At 69.0% G+C, this 17,398-nt stretch carries 11 protein-coding genes; 9 read left to right on the top strand and 2 right to left on the bottom strand.

Annotated elements, in window-relative coordinates; translation table 11 throughout:
- Positions 1 to 19 precede the first annotated feature (19 nt).
- Positions 20 to 4,738, bottom strand: coding sequence for a non-ribosomal peptide synthetase (locus KHP12_RS45415; RefSeq protein WP_211834573.1), 4,719 nt, complete (start codon positions 4,736 to 4,738; stop codon positions 20 to 22).
- Between the two features lie 140 nt (positions 4,739 to 4,878).
- Positions 4,879 to 5,169: a hypothetical protein gene (locus tag KHP12_RS45410; protein WP_210608962.1), complete on the bottom strand. Its 291-nt coding sequence runs from the start codon at positions 5,167 to 5,169 to the stop codon at positions 4,879 to 4,881.
- A 331-nt stretch (positions 5,170 to 5,500) separates the two neighbouring features.
- Here KHP12_RS45410 and KHP12_RS45405 point away from each other — a divergent pair, with 331 nt between their 5' ends.
- The 9 genes from KHP12_RS45405 to KHP12_RS45365 all read left to right on the top strand — a co-directional run bounded on the left by KHP12_RS45405 (position 5,501) and on the right by KHP12_RS45365 (position 17,286).
- Complete coding sequence (locus KHP12_RS45405) at positions 5,501 to 6,499, top strand: LacI family DNA-binding transcriptional regulator (RefSeq protein WP_208653165.1); 999 nt, start codon at positions 5,501 to 5,503, stop codon at positions 6,497 to 6,499.
- Between the two features lie 217 nt (positions 6,500 to 6,716).
- Entirely contained in the window at positions 6,717 to 8,060 is a 1,344-nt protein-coding gene (locus tag KHP12_RS45400; RefSeq protein ID WP_086884362.1) for an extracellular solute-binding protein, read from the top strand.
- A gap of 4 nt (positions 8,061 to 8,064) precedes the next feature.
- The gene (locus KHP12_RS45395; RefSeq protein ID WP_086884363.1) at positions 8,065 to 9,021 is read left to right on the top strand and encodes a carbohydrate ABC transporter permease; all 957 of its coding nucleotides are present in this window, start codon (positions 8,065 to 8,067) and stop codon (positions 9,019 to 9,021) included.
- On the top strand, positions 9,018 to 9,893 hold the full coding sequence (locus tag KHP12_RS45390; protein ID WP_086884364.1) for a carbohydrate ABC transporter permease: 876 nt from the start codon (positions 9,018 to 9,020) through the stop codon (positions 9,891 to 9,893). The genes KHP12_RS45395 and KHP12_RS45390 overlap by 4 nt, the downstream gene beginning before the upstream one ends.
- 30 nt (positions 9,894 to 9,923) lie before the next feature.
- Positions 9,924 to 11,522 carry a glycoside hydrolase family 13 protein gene (locus tag KHP12_RS45385; protein ID WP_211834572.1) on the top strand — a complete coding sequence of 533 codons (1,599 nt, stop codon included), beginning with the start codon at positions 9,924 to 9,926 and terminating at the stop codon, positions 11,520 to 11,522.
- Positions 11,523 to 11,578: 56 nt separating this feature from the next.
- Positions 11,579 to 13,765, top strand: coding sequence for a discoidin domain-containing protein (locus tag KHP12_RS45380; RefSeq protein ID WP_211834571.1), 2,187 nt, complete (start codon positions 11,579 to 11,581; stop codon positions 13,763 to 13,765).
- A 129-nt stretch (positions 13,766 to 13,894) separates the two neighbouring features.
- The gene (locus tag KHP12_RS45375; protein ID WP_211834570.1) at positions 13,895 to 15,496 is read left to right on the top strand and encodes an aspartate aminotransferase family protein; all 1,602 of its coding nucleotides are present in this window, start codon (positions 13,895 to 13,897) and stop codon (positions 15,494 to 15,496) included.
- A gap of 2 nt (positions 15,497 to 15,498) precedes the next feature.
- Entirely contained in the window at positions 15,499 to 15,909 is a 411-nt protein-coding gene (locus KHP12_RS45370) for a (2Fe-2S)-binding protein (RefSeq protein WP_167442674.1), read from the top strand.
- A gap of 201 nt (positions 15,910 to 16,110) precedes the next feature.
- Positions 16,111 to 17,286, top strand: a complete 1,176-nt coding sequence (locus tag KHP12_RS45365) for an acyl-CoA dehydrogenase family protein (protein WP_211834569.1) — start codon at positions 16,111 to 16,113, stop codon at positions 17,284 to 17,286.
- Positions 17,287 to 17,398 lie beyond the last annotated feature (112 nt).

Here is a 17,398-nt window from a genome sequence, read left to right as displayed (position 1 = left end):
TTCCTCGGGGCGGGATCGTTCACTGGTCGCGGCCCCGGCCCTGCCACACCTGCGAGACCGGCCGTCCGGGATCCGCGGCGGCCGCGGAGACGACCGCCACCACGTCGTCGCAGAACCGCTCGATCGTGGCACGGTCGAAGAGGGACTTGCTGAACAGCACGGTGCCGGCGAGGCCGCCGTCCTCCGCGCTCTCGTACAGGTCGATCTCCATGTCCACGTTGACGGTCACCGGCGGGTGGGTCATCAGGAACGGCTCGGCCGTCAGTCCGGTGAGCCGGAGTGGCCGTGGCGGGGTGTTGACGATCTGAAAGATCACCTTCACTGGTGGATCGTCCGACAGCCGCGTCCCGGCCCGGCCGCCGACGGTGCCGCCAGCGGGGTCGGCGGGGTCGGCGGTGTGGTCACCGATGTGCTTGAGAACGGATACGAAGGGCACGTCCTGGTGGGTATGGGCGTCGGACATCGCATCGCGCACCGTGGCCAGCAGCGTGCCGAAGTCCGTGGCGCCGGACACCTCGGTGCGCAGCGCGAGCATCTTGGAGACGAGGCCGACCGTGTTCTCCAGTTCGTCCCGGCCACGGTTGGCCGTGGGCACACCGACGAGGACGTCCTGGTTGTCCGAGCGGGCGGACATGACCACCTTCAGGGCGGTCAGCAGCGTCATGTACAAGGTGGCGTTGGACGATTCGCCCAGCCGTCGGGCGGTCTCGACGGCGTCCTTCGGCAGTCGCCAGTGGAAGATGTCGCTCTCGTAGCGGGCCGATGCGGCGCGGGGCCGGTCGGTGGGCAGTTCGGCGGGGGCCATGCCCTCGAAATGCCGCTTCCAGAAGTCGAGTTGGCGTTGCAGCAGCGGTCCGCGCAACCACTTCCGCTCCCAGCTCGCGACATCGGCGTACTGGACGGGTACGGGTGGCAGATCGGGTTCGGTGCCGTGCAGCAGCGCCGCGTACACGATGGACAGATCGCGGACCAGCACTCCCTGGGACCAGCCGTCGGTGACCAGGTGGTGCAGGGTGAGCACCAGCACATGGTCGGACTCGGACAGCCGCAGAACGCGCAGTCGCGCCAGCGGGCCGCGGGCGAGGTCGAAGGGGCGGGCCGCCTCCTGGCCGGCCAGTACCGAGGCTTCGGTCTCGTCGTGCGCCTCGGCCACCTCCACCTGGACCGGCGCGCTCGGCCGGATCGCCTGGACGTATCCGTCGGCTTCCCGGACGAAGGTGGTGCGCAGGGCCTCGTGGCGGTCGATCAGCAGGTCCATCGCCCGTCGCAGGCAGTCGAGGTGCAGTTCGCCCGAGACCCGCACCGCCATGGGGATGTTCCAGTGCCCGGCGTTCAGGAGATCGTCGAAGAAGAGGTCCGTCTGCTGCTGTGCGAAGGTGAGGGGGACGGGCTGGTCGCGCCGTGTGGGAACCAGCGGCGGCAGCTCGGGTTCGGGAGCGGAGCGAGCCGCGGCGGTGAGCGTGGCCGCCAGCTCCCGGGGGGTGCGCTGCTGGAAGACGGTCTTCAGCGGTACGGCGATACCGACGGCGGACCGGAGCCTGGCGACCACCCTGGTGGCGATGAGGGAATGGCCGCCCAGTGCGAAGAAGTCGTCGTCGATGCCGACCTTGGTGGCGCCGAGCAGATCCGCGTAAACCCGGCAGACGGCCTCTTCCTCGGGAGTGCGGGGGGCGACGTAGCCGACCTCGAGCACGGTGCGCAGATCGGGGGCGGGCAGCGCCTTCCGGTCGATCTTGCCGCCGGAGGTCAGGGGCATGCTGTCCAGCAGGACGAACGCGGAGGGCACCATGTATTCGGGCACCGCGGACTCGACGTACCGACGCAGGGTCTCGGTCAGCCGGCCGTGCCGGTCCGCGGCGGTGGCATCGGCCACCACATAGGCCACCAGCCTCTTGTCGGCGGGGGTGTCCTCGCGCACCATCACGGCCGCGTGCAGAACGTCCTGGTGCCGGGCGAGGATCGCCTCGATCTCGCCCGGTTCGATCCGGAAGCCGCGTATCTTCACCTGGTCATCGATCCGGCCGAGGAATTCCAGGTTGCCGTCGGGCAGCCAGCGCACGAGGTCGCCGGAGCGGTACATACGCGATCCGTCGCCGCGGAACGGATCCGCCACGAACCGGGAAGCGGTCAGATCCGGGCGGCCGAGATAGCCCCTGGCCAGCCCCTCTCCGGCCACGCACAGCTCACCCGGCACCCCCACCGGGACGGGCCGGAGCCGCCGGTCCACCACATACACCCGGGTGTTGCCGATCGGGCGGCCGATGGGTGCGGTGAGCGGCCACTCGGCCACCTCGGCGGGGAGCGAGTACGACGTCACCACATGGGCTTCGCTGGGACCGTAGTGGTTGTGCAGCCGCAGCTCGGGGCGGCGGGCGCACAGCTCGCGCAGATCGTGGTGGAGGGAGAGGGGTTCGCCGGCCTGGGAGAGGTGGCGCAGTGCGGCCAGCTCGGTGCCGTGCGGGTCCACCTCCTCCGAGATCGCCCGCAGCATCACATTCGGGACGAAGAGCTGGTCGATCTCGTGGGCGTGGACCCATTTGACGAACTCGACGGGGTCCATACGCAGTTCCTCGTCGGGGACGACGATCGTCTCGCCGTACAGCAGCGCCGAGAAGATCTCCTGCAACGAGATGTCGAAGGTCAGCGTGGCGAACTGCGCCGTCTTGGCGTCGGGACCGATCGGCAGGGCCCGCTTCTGCCAGGCCACCAGGTTGAGCACACAGGTGGCGGGCATGAGGATGCCCTTGGGGACTCCGGTGGAACCGGAGGTGTAAATGACATAGGCGAGATTCTGGGCGCTGGGCCGTGCCGTGGGCGGGGTCCGGGGCTGCCCGGCGAGCGGTTCGCGCTCGGCGTCGAGCAGGATGAGCCGGATCCCGGACGTCTCGGATGTATCGGGTGTCCCGGGCCCATCGGGTGTCCCGGGTGCATCGGGCCTCCCGGGCGCCTCCGGGGTTTCGAGCAGGCTGGTGAAGCGCCGCTGGGTGACGGCGACGGTCACCCCGGAGTCGGCCAGGACGAACTGGACGCGGTCCCGGGGGTGGTTGGGGTCGATCGGCACATAGGCCGCTCCGAGCTTGAGGATCGCGAGGATCGCCACGATCATCTCGATGCCGCGATCGACGCAGAGCCCGACCAGGGTCTCGGGGCCGACCCCCCGGCCCTCCAGCAGATGGGCAAGCTGGTTCGCCCGCTGATCCAGCTCGGCGTAGGTCACCCGGTCACCACCGCTGATCACGGCCACCGCGTCGGGGCGGCGCTCGGCTTGGGCGGTGAAGAGCTCGGGCAGGGATCCGGCGGGTACGGGGCCCGTGGTCGTGTTGAACTTCTCCAGGACCTTCGCCTGCTCTGCCTCGTCGAGCAGCGAGATCTCGGAGATGCGCCGGTCCGGCTCGGCCAGGACGTTCCGAAGGACGACGGTGACGTGGTGCAGCAGCCGTTCAATGGTGCTCGTGTCGAACAGGGCCTTGCTGAAGACGATGTGTCCCAGAACCCCGTCCCCGGTCTCGACGAGATGGACCTCCAGATCCATTCGCGTGAGGATGCCGCCGTGGTCGTAGGGCTCGGTCCGCGCGCCGGGCAGGTCGAGTCGCTCCGCCGGTACGTTGATCATCTGGAAGAGCACCTGGACCAGCGGGTTCCGCGACAAGTCCCGCTCGGGGTGCACCTGCTCCACCAGATACTCGAAGGGCAGGTCGCCATGGGCGAAGGCACCGGCCGCCATGTCGCGGACCCGGCCCAGCAGTTGGCGGAAGGTGGGGTCGCCGGACAGGTCGGTCCGCAGCACCACGGTGTTGACGAAGAACCCGATGAGCCCCTCGACCTCGGCGCGGCCCCGGTTGGCCACGGGAGTGCCCACCGTGATGTCCTCGCTGTCCACGTACCGGCCCAGTACCAGCTGGAAAGCGGCGAGCAGGGTCATGTAGAGGGTGGCGTTCTCACCGGCGCCCAGCCGACGGGCCGCCCGGATCAGTTCGGGCGGCAACTCCCAGCGCACCGCGTCGCCCTCCTGGCTGGCGACCGAGGGCCTGGGCCGGTCGGTGGGCAGCTCCAGCGCGGGCGCCATGCCGTCGAGCCGCTTCGTCCAGTAGTCCAGCTGGCGGCGCAGGGTCGGGCCGGACAGCCAGTCGCGCTCCCACTCCGCGTAGTCCGCGTACTGCACGGGCAGCGGGGGCAGTACGGGCTCGCGCCCGGCGTCGAGCGACGCGTAGGCGAGGGACAGCTCACGCACCACAATGCCCTGTGACCAGGCGTCCGTTGCCACATGGTGCACCGTCAGCAGCAGGACGTGATCCTGTTCGTCCAGCCGCAGCGCCTTGGCTCGCAGCAGGGGCCCGGTGCTCAGGTCGAAGGGCTCGGTGATCTCGGCTCCGGCGAGCCGCCGGACCTCGGCCAGCCGCTCCTCCTCCGAGCCGCCGGACACCACCTCAAGGCGCACCGGGACGGGGGCGGGGGGCTCGATCCGCTGCACCGGCTGACCGCCGGCCTCGCCGAAGGTGGTGCGCAGCGCCTCGTGCCGGGCGACCACGAGCGAAAGGGCCCGGGAGAGATGGGAGATGTCCAAGCGGCCGCGCACCCGGACCGCGAAGGGGAGGTTGTACGAGGCGTTGCCGGGTTCCAACTGGTCCAGAAACCACAGCCGTTGCTGGGCGAACGACGCCCTCAGCTCCTTGCCCCGGTCGATCGGCACAATGCCGGTGGATTCGTTTCTCCTGGTCCGCTCGAAGAGATTGCTCATGGCCGCGCTGAGACCACGGGATTTGGGTGCGCCTGAATTCCCCACAACACAGCCTTCCCCGACGACTGATGGAAATTGCTTTTCGCGGTTATTCCGCTGATGCTGTCGCTTTCGCTTGCCAACTGATGGCGTAACGCTTCTTAAACGGCAGTACGGCCGGGATTACATGCGGCGGCAAACCCGAGAAAGGGATCGAATGGGAAGTGTTCTTCGAGCGTGACTCGCGTGGCGGCGATGGAGCCGGGAGAGTCGAGGGACTCGCATACGGTGACCTCGGCCGACTGCCGGCGCTCACCCTCGGCACAGGCCGCATGACCGGCATCGATTGTGCGATCGGCGTCGATATTGCCGATAAATCCGCCACGCCGCACCGAGTGGTCGTATTCCGCGCGGACCGAGGCGACAATCCCGGAGGTCAACCGGTCGATCATTCGGTCCATTGACGCAGCACATCCGACCAGCCGCGCGGTCCGGGTGATATCGGACGCACGCAACTCCGAAACACTCACTACAGTCCCCGTCCCCCGTCCAACGAGCCCCCTCGAAAGGAACCTAGATCGTTGGCTGATCCGCTGTCAACCCATACTTTTGGGGCGGCAAATAGGGCGAATTGCCGACCTGCGCGAACTCACCCGGCCGCCCGATCCGCGCGTCAGCGGCGCGCGGCGATTTCCGCTCCGAGCCGGGAGTCGCCGCCGGAGTCACACGTTCTGCACCTCTCTTACGCAAGCGACTTGCAGTATTTGCGCTACGCTTGCGTGCATGACGCGACGACTTGCTGAAGTGGCGAAGAAGGTCGGTGTCAGCGAGGCCACGGTCAGCCGGGTACTCAACGGCAAGCCCGGGGTCTCCGCAGCCACCCGGCAGGCGGTGCTGTCCGCGCTGGACGTCCTCGGCTACGAGCGGCCCACGCAGCTGCGGGGCGACCGGGCCCGGCTGGTGGGGCTGGTGCTGCCCGAGCTACAGAACCCCATCTTCCCGGCGTTCGCCGAGGTCATCGGCGGGGCGCTGGCACAGCTCGGGCTGACGCCGGTGCTGTGCACCCAGACCAAGGGCGGGGTCTCCGAGGCCGATTACGTGGCGCTGCTGCTCCAACAGCAGGTCTCCGGGGTGGTGTTCGCGGGCGGGCTGTACGCGCAGGCCGACGCGCCGCATGACCACTACCGGCTGCTCGCCGAGCGCAACATCCCGGTGGTGCTGGTCAACGCGGCCATCGAGCACCTCGGCTTCCCGGCTGTCTCCTGCGACGACGCCGTGGCCGTGGAGCAGGCGTGGCGGCATCTGGCCTCCCTCGGCCATGAGCGGATCGGCCTGGTGCTCGGACCCGGTGACCACATGCCGTCGGCACGCAAGCTGACCGCCGCGCGGGCGGTCGCCGGCCACCTTCCGGATGAGTTCGTGGCCCGGGCGATCTTCTCGATCGAGGGCGGCCACGCCGCCGCCTCCCGGCTGATCGACAGGGGCGTCACGGGCATCATCTGCGCCAGCGACCCGCTGGCCCTGGGCGCGATACGCGCCGCGCGCCGCAAGGGGTTCGGCGTGCCGTCGCAGGTGTCCGTGGTCGGCTACGACGACTCCGCGTTCATGAACTGCACCGAGCCGCCGCTGACCACCGTGCGCCAGCCCATCGAGGCCATGGGCAGGGCGGCGGTGGAGGTGCTGAACGCGCAGATCGGCGGGGTGTCCGTGCCGTCCGAGGAGCTGCTGTTCGAGCCGGAGCTGGTGGTCCGCGGCTCCACCGCCCAGGCGCCGAGGGAATGAGCGGGCGGAGGACCGTCGAGGGGTGACCGGAGGGGCGGTCGAGAGACACCGACAGCCTCAATCGGCCTGATTCGCAGCACAGTTGAATAATTACAGAATCTACGCGACATCTTGCGGGCAGATGTCGTCGGTGCTTGAGTGTGCGGCGCACTCACGGTTGTGTGCGCCCCGCTCACGGCCGTGGGGCTTCCCTGCTCCTGTACAGAGGGGTCCACCCATGAGAAGCACCGGGTTCCGTCGTACTCTCATCGCGCTCAGCACGTTCTCCCTCGCCCTCACCGCCTGCGGCGGGTCGGGCGACGGCTCGGCGGGCGGAAAGACGCGTATCACGGTCAACTGCATGCCGCCCAAGAGCGCCAAGGTCGACCGCAGGTTCTTCGAGGAGGACATCGCCTCCTTCGAGAAGCAGAACCCGGACATCGACGTCGTCGCGCACGACGCGTTCCCCTGCCAGGACCCGAAGACGTTCGACGCCAAGCTGGCCGGGGGCCAGATGGAGAACGTCTTCTACACGTACTTCACCGACGCCGGACATGTGGTCGACATCAACCAGGCGGCCGATCTCACCCCGTACATCAAGGAGTTGAAGAGCTACTCCACCCTCAGCAAGCAGCTGCGCGACATCTACACGGTCGACGGCAAGATCTACGGCATCCCGCGCACCGGCTACTCGATGGGTCTGATCTACAACCGCAAGCTCTTCGAGAAAGCCGGACTCGACCCCGACAAGCCCCCGATGACCTGGGAGGAGGTCCGCGCCGACGCCAAGAGGATCGCCCAGCTGGGCGGTGGCACGGTCGGCTACGCGGACTACAGCGCCCAGAACCAGGGCGGCTGGCACTTCACGGCCGAGCTGTACTCACAGGGCGGCGATGTCGTCAGCGCGGACGGAAAGAAGGCCACCATCGACACCCCCGAAGCGCGGGCCGTCCTGCGGAACCTGCACGACATGCGCTGGGTGGACGACTCGATGGGCAGCAAGCAGCTCCTGGTCATCAACGACGCCCAGCAGCTGATGGGCTCCGGCAAGCTGGGCATGTATCTGGCCGCGCCCGACAACCTCCCGATCCTGGTGAAGGAGAAGGGCGGCAACTACAAGGACCTCGCCATCGCCCCCATGCCCGGTGGCAAGGCCACGCTCATCGGCGGCGACGGTTACATGTTCCAGAAGAAGGACACACCCGCCCAGATCCGGGCCGGCCTCAAGTGGCTCGACCACATGTTCCTCACCCCGGGCAAGGGCTTCCTCGGCGACTACGCCCGCGCCAAGAAGCGACACGCCCCGGTGGGCCTGCCCGAGCCGCGGCTGTTCACCGGCGCCGCCGACGCCAAGGACCAGCAGATCAAGAAGGCCAACGCCAACGTCCCCGTGGGCAACTACCAGACCTTCCTCGACGGCAACCAGAAGCTGGGGATGAAGATCGAGCCGCCGCACGCCCAGCAGATCTACTCCGTGCTCGACGGGGCCGTCTCCGCCGTCCTGACCAAGAAGGACGCCGATGTCGACCAGCTCCTGAAGGAAGCCTCCGACAAGATCGACAACATTCTGGCCCGGGGCTGACCCGATGACCAAGACCGCTGCGCGGCCGCCCGCCGAGGCGATCGCCGTCCACCCGGCGCAGGCGCCGCCCCCGGCCGGGGGGCGGGGGCGGCGCCGTCTCGCCGACCAGGTCCGGGCCTATGGCTTCCTCCTCGGCGGCCTGATCTGCTTCGCGCTGTTCTCCTGGTATCCGGCGATCCGCGCGGTCGTGATCGCCTTCCAGAAGTACACGCCCGGCTCGTCCCCCGAATGGGTCGGCACCGCCAACTTCACCCGCGTCCTGCACGATCCGGAGTTCACCGCGGCCTGGCGGAACACCCTCACCTTCACCCTGCTGGCACTCCTCATCGGCTTCGCGATCCCCTTCCTGCTCGCCCTCGTGCTCAATGAACTCCGGCACGCCAAGGCGTTCTTCAGGGTCGTGGTCTATCTGCCGGTGATGATCCCGCCGGTGGTCAGCGCCCTGCTGTGGAAGTGGTTCTACGACCCCGGCGCCGGGCTGGCCAACGAGGCGCTGCGCTGGTTGCACCTGCCCACCTCGAACTGGTCCAACGGCGCCGACACCGCCCTGATCTCCCTCGTCATCGTGGCCACCTGGGCCAATATGGGCGGCACCGTCCTGATCTACCTGGCGGCGCTCCAGTCCATCCCCGGTGAGCTGTACGAGGCGGCCGAACTCGACGGTGCGAGCCTGCTCCAGCGCATCCGCCACGTCACGATCCCCCAGACGCGGTTCGTGATCCTCATGCTGATGCTGTTGCAGATCATCGCGACGATGCAGGTCTTCACCGAGCCGTTCGTGATCACCGGTGGTGGCCCGGAGAACGCCACGGTCACCGTCCTCTACCTGATCTACAAGTACGCCTTCCTCTACAACGACTTCGGTGGCGCCTGTGCGCTGAGCGTGATGCTGCTCGTGCTGCTCGGCGCCTTCTCCGCCCTCTATCTGCGGCTCACCCGCTCCGGGGAGGACGACGCATGAGCACCCGGACCCTCGTCTCCCCCGCCACCCTGGCCCGCCCCCGCGGCCGGGCGGTCTACTGGACGGTCTTCACCACCGTGGTGGTGCTGTTCGCGATCGCCTTCCTCTTCCCGGTCTACTGGATGGTGACCGGTGCGATGAAGTCGCCGGACGAGGTGGCGCGGACACCGCCCACCATCGCCCCGAAGGAGTGGCACCTCAGCGGCTACAGCGACGCCTGGGACCTGATGCAGCTTCCGCAGCACCTGTGGAACACGGTGGTCCAGGCGGCCGGCGCCTGGCTGTTCCAGCTGGTCTTCTGCACGGCCGCCGCCTACGCCCTGTCCAGGCTGAAGCCCGCCTTCGGCAAGGTGATCCTCGGTGGCATCCTGGCCACGCTGATGGTCCCGGCCCAGGCGCTGGTCGTGCCGAAGTACCTGACCGTCGCCGACCTGCCGCTGATCCACACCAGCCTGCTCAACGACCCGCTCGCGATCTGGCTGCCGGCCGTCGCCAACGCCTTCAACCTCTATCTCCTCAAGCGGTTCTTCGACCAGATCCCGCGCGATGTCCTGGAGGCCGCCGAGATCGACGGCGCCGGAAAGCTGCGCACCCTGTGGTCGATCGTGCTGCCCATGTCCCGTCCGGTGCTCGGCGTTGTGTCGATCTTCGCGCTGGTGGCGGTGTGGCAGGACTTCCTGTGGCCGCTGATGGTCTTCTCCGACACCGGCAAGCAGCCGATCAGCGTGGCACTCGTCCAGCTGTCGCAGAACATCCAGCTGACCGTGCTCATCGCCGCGATGGTCATCGCCAGCATCCCGATGGTCGCGCTGTTCCTCGTCTTCCAGCGGCACATCATCGCCGGGATCAGCGCGGGCAGCACGAAGGGCTGACACCGCCCCCTCGACAGAAAGGCTCCCACCGTGGCCCAGCCCACCCCTGCCCGGACACCCGACGACTGGTGGCGCTCCGCCGTCATCTACCAGGTGTATGTGCGCAGCTTCGCCGACGGGGACGGCGATGGCACCGGCGACCTCGCGGGTGTCCGCGCCAGGCTGCCGTACCTCGCCGAACTCGGCGTCGACGCGCTGTGGTTCAGCCCCTGGTACCAGTCGCCCATGAAGGACGGCGGCTATGACGTCGCCGACTACCGCGCCATCGACCCGGCCTTCGGCACCCTGGCCGAGGCGGAGAAGCTCATCGCCGAGGCCCGTGAGCTGGGCATCCGCACGATCGTGGACATTGTGCCGAACCACGTCTCCGACCAGCACCCCTGGTGGCGGGCCGCCCTCGCGGGCGGCGCCGAGCGCGAGCTCTTCCACATCCGCCCGGGCCGCGGCGACCACGGTGAGCTGCCGCCCAACGACTGGACGTCGGAGTTCGGCGGCCCGGCGTGGACCCGGCTGCCGGACGGCCACTGGTATCTGCATCTGTTCGCCCCCGAGCAGCCGGACCTCAACTGGGCCCACCCGGCCGTGCGCCAGGAGCACGAGGACATCCTGCGCTTCTGGTTGGAGCGGGGGGTCGCGGGGGTGCGCATCGACTCGGCCGCCCTGCTGGCCAAGGATCCCCGGCTGCCCGACTTCGTCGAGGGCCGCGATCCCCATCCGTACGTCGACCGCGATGAGCTCCATGACATCTACCGCTCCTGGCGCGGCGTGGCCGACGAGTACGGCGGTGTCTTCGTCGGCGAGGTGTGGCTGCCGGACAGCGAGCGCTTCGCCCGCTATCTGCGCCCCGACGAGCTGCACACCGCCTTCAACTTCTCGTTTCTGACCTGCCCCTGGGACGCCAGGCGGCTGCGGACGTCGATCGACGAGACGCTCGCCGAGCACGCTCCGGTGGGCGCTCCGGCCACGTGGGTGCTGTGCAACCACGACGTGACCCGCACGGTGACCCGCTACGGGCGCGAGGACACCGGTTTCGACTTCGCCACCAAGGTCTTCGGCACCCCCACCGACCTCGCCCTCGGCACCCGGCGGGCACGGGCCGCCGCCCTGCTGTCGCTGGCCCTGCCCGGTGCGGTCTACCTCTACCAGGGCGAGGAACTGGGCCTGCCCGAGGCCGACATCCCCCGCGACCGCATCCAGGACCCGATGCACTTCCGCTCCGGCGGTACCGACCCGGGCCGGGACGGCTGCCGGGTGCCGCTGCCATGGGCGGCGGACGCGCCGTACTCCGGTTTCGGCTCGCGCGAGGAGCCGTGGCTGCCGCAGCCCGCGCACTGGGCGATGTACGCGGCCGATCTCCAGATGGAGGACCCGGGCTCGATGCTCGGCCTCTACCGCGCGGCGATCCGCGTCCGCCGCGCCACCCCCGGCTTCGGCGACGGGCCGCTGACCTGGCTCCCCTCGGCCGACGGTGTCCTGGCCTTCGCCCGTGCCGACGGCCTGGTCTGCGTGGTCAACTTCGCGGACACCCCCGCCGAGCTGGACGGCGCCTCCCGGCTTCTGCTCAGCAGCGGCCCGCTGGACGACCAGGGCCGCCTTCCGCGGGACACGGCGGCCTGGCTGCTCCGCTGAGCCGCCACCCCCCACACCGCGCTATCCCACCACCCCCACCATGAAGGGATCAGCACATGCACCGCAGCAGTACCACATCGGCATCCACCAAACGCCTGTCGGCGATCGGCGTGGCCGTCGCCCTCGCGGCCGGCACGCTCGTCACCCTGACCCCCACCGCGGCACACGCGGCCGCGGGCGCCTCCCTGCCGTTCACCTCGGCCGAGGCCGAGTCGGCCACCACCACGGGGACGAAGATCGGTCCCGACTTCACCCAGGGCACGCTCGCCTCCGAGGCATCCGGGCGCCAGGCCGTCCGCCTCGCCGCCGGGCAGCGCGTGGAGTTCACCGCGCCACGCGCCGCCAACGCGGTGAACGTGGCCTACAACGTGCCCGACGGCCAGTCCGGCACGCTGAACGTCTACGTCAACGGCACCAAGCTGGCCAAGACCATCGCGGTCACGTCCAAGTACTCGTACGTGGACACCGGCTGGATCGCGGGGTCGAAGACCCACCACCTCTACGACAACGCACGGCTGCTGCTCGGCCGGAACGTCCAGGCCGGTGACAAGATCGCCTTCGAGGCGGCGAACACCCAGGTCACCGTGGACGTGGCCGACTTCGAGCAGGTCGCGGCGGCCGCCTCCCAGCCCGCCGGATCGGTGTCCGTCACCTCCAAGGGCGCCGACCCCAGCGGGCAGGGCGACTCCACCCAGGCGTTCCGGGACGCCATCGCCGCAGCGCAGGGCGGAGTGGTCTGGATCCCGCCGGGTGACTACAAGCTGACCTCCTCGCTGAACGGCGTCCAGAACGTCACCCTCCAGGGCGCCGGCAGCTGGCACTCCGTGGTGCACACCTCGCGGTTCATCGACCAGCCCAGCTCCTCCGGCAACGTCCACATCAAGGACTTCGCGGTCATCGGCGAGGTCACCGAGCGCGTCGACTCCAACCCCGACAACTTCGTCAACGGCTCGCTCGGCCCCGGCTCCAGCGTGTCCGGCATGTGGCTACAGCACCTGAAGGTCGGTCTGTGGCTGATGGGCAACAACGACAACCTGGTGGTCGAGAACAGCCGCTTCCTGGACATGACGGCCGACGGTCTCAACCTCAACGGCAGCGCGAAGAACGTACGCGTGCGGAACAACTTCCTGCGCAACCAGGGCGACGACGCGCTCGCCATGTGGTCGCTGAACTCGCCGGACACCAACAGCAGCTTCGAGAGCAACACCATCTCGCAGCCGAACCTCGCCAATGGCATCGCCATCTACGGCGGTACGGACATCACGGTCAAGAACAACCTGATCTCCGACACCAACGCCCTGGGCAGCGGTATCGCCATCTCCAACCAGAAGTTCATGGACCCGTTCCACCCGCTGGCCGGCACGATCACGGTCGACGGCAACACGCTGGTGCGCGCGGGCGCCATGAACCCCAACTGGAACCATCCGATGGGCGCCCTGCGCGTCGACTCCTACGACAGCGCGATCGAGGCCACCGTCAACATCACCAACACGACCATCACCGACAGCCCGTACAGCGCCTTCGAGTTCGTGTCCGGTGGCGGCAGGGGCTACGCGGTCAAGAACGTCAATGTGTCCGGCGCGACCGTGACCAACCCAGGGACGGTCGTCGTCCAGGCCGAGGCGCAGGGGGCGGCGAAGTTCAGCGATGTCACGGCCGCCGGCGTCGGCGCGGCAGGCGTCTACAACTGCCCGTACCCGTCCGGCTCCGGCACCTTCAACCTCACCGACGGCGGCGGCAACTCCGGCTGGAGCAGCACCTGGTCGGACTGCTCCAGCTGGCCCCGGCCCGGCCAGGGCAACCCGGATCCCGAACCGGGCCGCAACCTCGCCAAGGGCCGTCCGGCCACCGCGACCGGCTCCCAAGACGTCTACACCCCCGGCAAGGCGGTCGACGGCGACGCGAACACCTACTGGGAGTCGACCAACAACGCCTTTCCGCAGGCCCTGACCGTGGACCTCGGCTCCAGCCAGGCGGTCCGCCGGCTGGTGCTGAAGCTGCCGCCCTCGTCGGCGTGGGGCGCCCGTACCCAGACCCTGTCCGTGCTGGGCAGCGCCGACGGCTCCGCGTACTCGACGGTGGTGGGTTCGCAGGGCTACCGCTTCGACCCGGCGTCCGGCAACAAGGTCACCGTCGCCCTGCCCGACAGCACGAACGTGCGCTACCTGAGGCTCAACGTCACCGGCAACACCGGCTGGCCGGCGGCCCAGTTCGCTGAGGTGGAGGCGTACCTGACGTCCTGACCGGTGGTCCCGCGCTCCGCCTGCGTCCGGATCCCCATGGCCGGGTAACGGCGGAGCCTTCCTCCCCCGGCCGACCGGGTGTGACCGCGCGATGACCGCTTGCTGACCTGTGGGGAGCAGTCTGGGCGCATGGATGAGATGCATTCTGCGTCGGTCGAACAGGAACTCGCCGAGCCGTATCTGCGGGCGGTGCTGGACACCGCGGGGCTCGCGGTGGAGTACGTCCGGGCGGAGGGGAACACGCTCCACCGGCGGGACGAGGACGGTGGCCTGCTGCCGGTGGTGGATTTCGCCGGGGGCTACGGCTCCGTGCTGCTGGGCCACAACCGGCCGGAGATCGTGCGGTGCGCCCAGGAGTTGCTGGCCGCGGACACTCCGGTACACGCCCAGTTCTCCCGCCACCCCTACGCCAACCGCCTCGCGGGCGAGCTCAACCGCATCATCCGGCGTGAGCTGGACACCACCGAGCCGTACTTCGCCATCTTCGCCAACACCGGCGCGGAGGCGGTCGAGGCGGCGATCAAACACGCCGAGATGGACCGCGGTATGCGGCTCGCCGCCGTCCTGGACGAGGTCGCCGCACACGTGGAACAGACCCGCGAGGCGCTCGCCGCCGGCACCGCCACCCTCGACCACGCCACGTTCGCCCGCCCGGGGCTGACCGCTCCGGCGCCGGGCGAGGACGGCTTCGAGGCGCTGGCGGCACAGATCAGGGCCCGGATGGAGGAGCACCGGGCCGCCCCACCGCTGTTCCTGGCGCTGGAAGGGGGCTTCCACGGAAAGCTGGGCGCCAGTGTCCAGCTGACCCACAACCACGGCTACCGCCTTCCCTTCAAGGGTCTGGGGGCACAGGCGCGTTTCGTCCCCCGCGACCAGCCGGAAGCCCTCAAGGCCATCCATGCCGAAGAGCGCCGAAGCCTGCTGGACGCGGTGGTGGTGAACGGGCGGGTGGAGATCGTCGAGCGTGAGGTGCCGGTGTTCTGCGCCTTCCTGCTGGAGCCCATCCAGGGTGAGGGCGGTATCCATGTGCTCTCCGCGGAATTCGCCGCCGAGATCCAGCGGTTCTGCGCCGAGATCGACTGCCCGGTGGTGATCGATGAGATCCAGAGCGGCATGGGCCGCACCGGCGCCCTGCTGGCCAGTTCACACCTCGGGCTGCGCGGCGACTACTACACCCTGGCCAAGACCCTGGGCGGCGGCATCGCCAAAACCTCGGTGATGCTGGTGCGCCAGGCCCGCTACCGCCAGGAGTTCGAGATCGTACACAGCTCGACCTTCGCCAAGGACAGCTTCTCCTGCCATATCGCGCTGAAGGTCCTGGAACTGCTGGAGGAGGACGGCGGACGGGCCTACCGCCAGGCCGTCGAACGCGGTGACGCCCTGCGTACCATGCTGGAGTCCGTCCGCGCCGACTTCCCCGACGTGGTCAAGGAGGTCCGGGGCAAGGGCCTGATGCTCGGCATGGAGTTCCACGACCGGTCCGCCTCCCCCAGCCCCGTCATCAAGGACGCCGCCGACAGCGGGCTCTTCGGCTACTTCCTCGCCGGACACCTGCTCCACCGCCACCATGTGCGCACCTTCCCCACCGCCAGCGCGGTGAACACCCTCCGCTTCGAACCCTCCCTCCTCGTCACCGACGCCGAGATCGCCCAGCTCGAAAGGGGGCTGCGCGATGTCTGCGGCATTCTCCAGGAACACGCCGGAGACCGGCTGTGCCCGGCGAGGACATGAGGATGACGGTCGTCGTCAACGGTGTTCCGCATCGGCTGACGGGTGACTCCGACGCACCGCTGGTGGACGTCCTGAGGGGCCAGGTGGGTCTGGACACCACCCGGCGGGGCTGTGAGACGGAGAGTTGCGGCGACTGCACGGTGCTACTGAACGGCCGTGCCACACGTGCCTGTGCCACGCCGGTGGGGCAGAGCGACGGGGGCCGGATCACCACGGCGGAAGGACTGGCCGCCCCGGGCCGGATGTCGCCCGCCCAGTTGGCCTTTCTCGACGAGTCCATCTTCGCCTGCCCGTCCTGCGCACCGCTCAGGGCGATGTCCGCGGTGATGCTGATGGCCTCCGGAGAGGCCGATTCGCCCGAGCGCATCGCCGCGTGGCGGGAGGACCACCGCTGCCGCTGCGGCGAACGGTAAGAGCCCTCGGACATGTCTCGCGCCAGGCCATTCACCGACGGGTAACGGCCGGGGCGGCGGAACCTGGTTACCGGACCATGGCCTTCCCGAGGCCGGCACCGCCCGATATCCCCTTACCCTCCCCTTTCAGCAGGCTCTGGGCATGATAAAGCCCTCGTAAAGAGCCGCGAAAATTCGCTATCGGATCAAAAGGAGAATCACGTGGCCGACTCCACGAACGCCTACCTCGAAGTGCTCGAAGCGCTCGAAGGCATCGCCCCGGCCCTGCAGAGCAACGCGGCCGAGGCGGAAAGGGCGCGCTGGATCCCGGAGGAGAACATCGAACTGCTGGCGAAGACGGGGCTGTTCCGCGTCGCGGTTCCGGAGCGGTTCGGTGGCCTGGACCTCCCCGTGGCCGAACAGGCCGCGCTCCTGTCGGAGATCGCCCGCAGCTGTGGGTCGACCAGCTGGGTGTCCATGGTGTGGCTGTCCAGCGCCTGGATCGCGAGCCTCTATCAGGACCGGGCCCAGGAGGAGGTGTTCGCGAACGGCTCCGTGCGGATCTCCGGCGGATTCACCCCGTCCGGAACCCTCGTCCCCACCGAGGGCGGCTACATCCTGAACGGGACATGGCGATTCAACACCGGGGTGCGCGGCGCGGACTGGAACATCTGCGCGGCGATGGTCGAACGGCCCGACGGCACCCATGAGGAGCTCTTCGCGCTGGTGCCGATCGACGACGTGCGGGTGGGTGACGACTGGGACGTCTTCGGTGTCGCCGGCACCGGCAGCGCGACCTCCACGGTCACCGATGCCTTCGTGCCCGAGCACCGCGTCGTGGACGTATCGGTGTACGACGCGTCCACCCGCGGCCGGTGGAACGCCGACATCAACGGCCGTAACTACAACCTGACCAGCTACATCCTCGCGACCTGCGCCCCCGTCTACATCGGCCTGGCCAAGAGCGCCCTGGAACTCTTCCTGGGCCGCCTCCCCGGCAAGGGCATCACCTACACCAACTGGGCCGAGCAGCGGGAGCACCCGTACACCCAGGTGCAGGTGGCCGTCGCAGCCAACAAGATCGCCGCGTGTGAGGCGCTGGAGCAGCGGTGGCTGCGGACCATCCAGGAGCGTGAGGACGCCGGGGTGAAGCTGACGGTCGAGGAGAAGGCCGAGATCCGCGGTCAGGTCGGCTATGTGGTGCAGACCACGAAGGAGGCCGTGGAGACCCTGTACAACATCAGCTCCGCGTCGACCATTCTGCGCAGCGTTCCCTTCCAGCGCGTCTACCGCGACATCACGGCCCTCTCCCTGCACGGGCTGCTGACACCGGTCAGCTCGCTGGAGGCACATGGGCGCGTTCTCGTCGGTCTGGAGCCCGGAACGGACTACATCTGATCGGACGACAGCACTCCCCAGGAGCCGGCGGGCATCCCGCCGGCTCTTCTCTTTCCGCGGAATTACCGGTTGTTACCCGCCCGGGACGAAGCGATGAGCGCCCGAAGACCGG

Origin of the sequence: Streptomyces asiaticus, from assembly GCF_018138715.1 — a bacterium.
Classification (GTDB): Bacteria; Actinomycetota; Actinomycetes; order Streptomycetales; family Streptomycetaceae; genus Streptomyces; species Streptomyces asiaticus.
Note: the sequence above shows the minus strand (reverse complement) of the source record. Positions and strands in the feature narration are given on the sequence as shown.

Coding starts and splice junctions, on each gene's coding strand:
- KHP12_RS45415 (WP_211834573.1), bottom strand. CDS start 4,738: ATGAGCAATCTCTTCGAGCGGACCAGGAGAAACGAATCCACCGGCATT.
- KHP12_RS45405 (WP_208653165.1), top strand. CDS start 5,501: ATGACGCGACGACTTGCTGAAGTGGCGAAGAAGGTCGGTGTCAGCGAG.
- KHP12_RS45390 (WP_086884364.1), top strand. CDS start 9,018: ATGAGCACCCGGACCCTCGTCTCCCCCGCCACCCTGGCCCGCCCCCGC.
- KHP12_RS45395 (WP_086884363.1), top strand. CDS start 8,065: ATGACCAAGACCGCTGCGCGGCCGCCCGCCGAGGCGATCGCCGTCCAC.
- KHP12_RS45410 (WP_210608962.1), bottom strand. CDS start 5,169: ATGATCGACCGGTTGACCTCCGGGATTGTCGCCTCGGTCCGCGCGGAA.
- KHP12_RS45380 (WP_211834571.1), top strand. CDS start 11,579: ATGCACCGCAGCAGTACCACATCGGCATCCACCAAACGCCTGTCGGCG.
- KHP12_RS45370 (WP_167442674.1), top strand. CDS start 15,499: ATGACGGTCGTCGTCAACGGTGTTCCGCATCGGCTGACGGGTGACTCC.
- KHP12_RS45400 (WP_086884362.1), top strand. CDS start 6,717: ATGAGAAGCACCGGGTTCCGTCGTACTCTCATCGCGCTCAGCACGTTC.
- KHP12_RS45375 (WP_211834570.1), top strand. CDS start 13,895: ATGGATGAGATGCATTCTGCGTCGGTCGAACAGGAACTCGCCGAGCCG.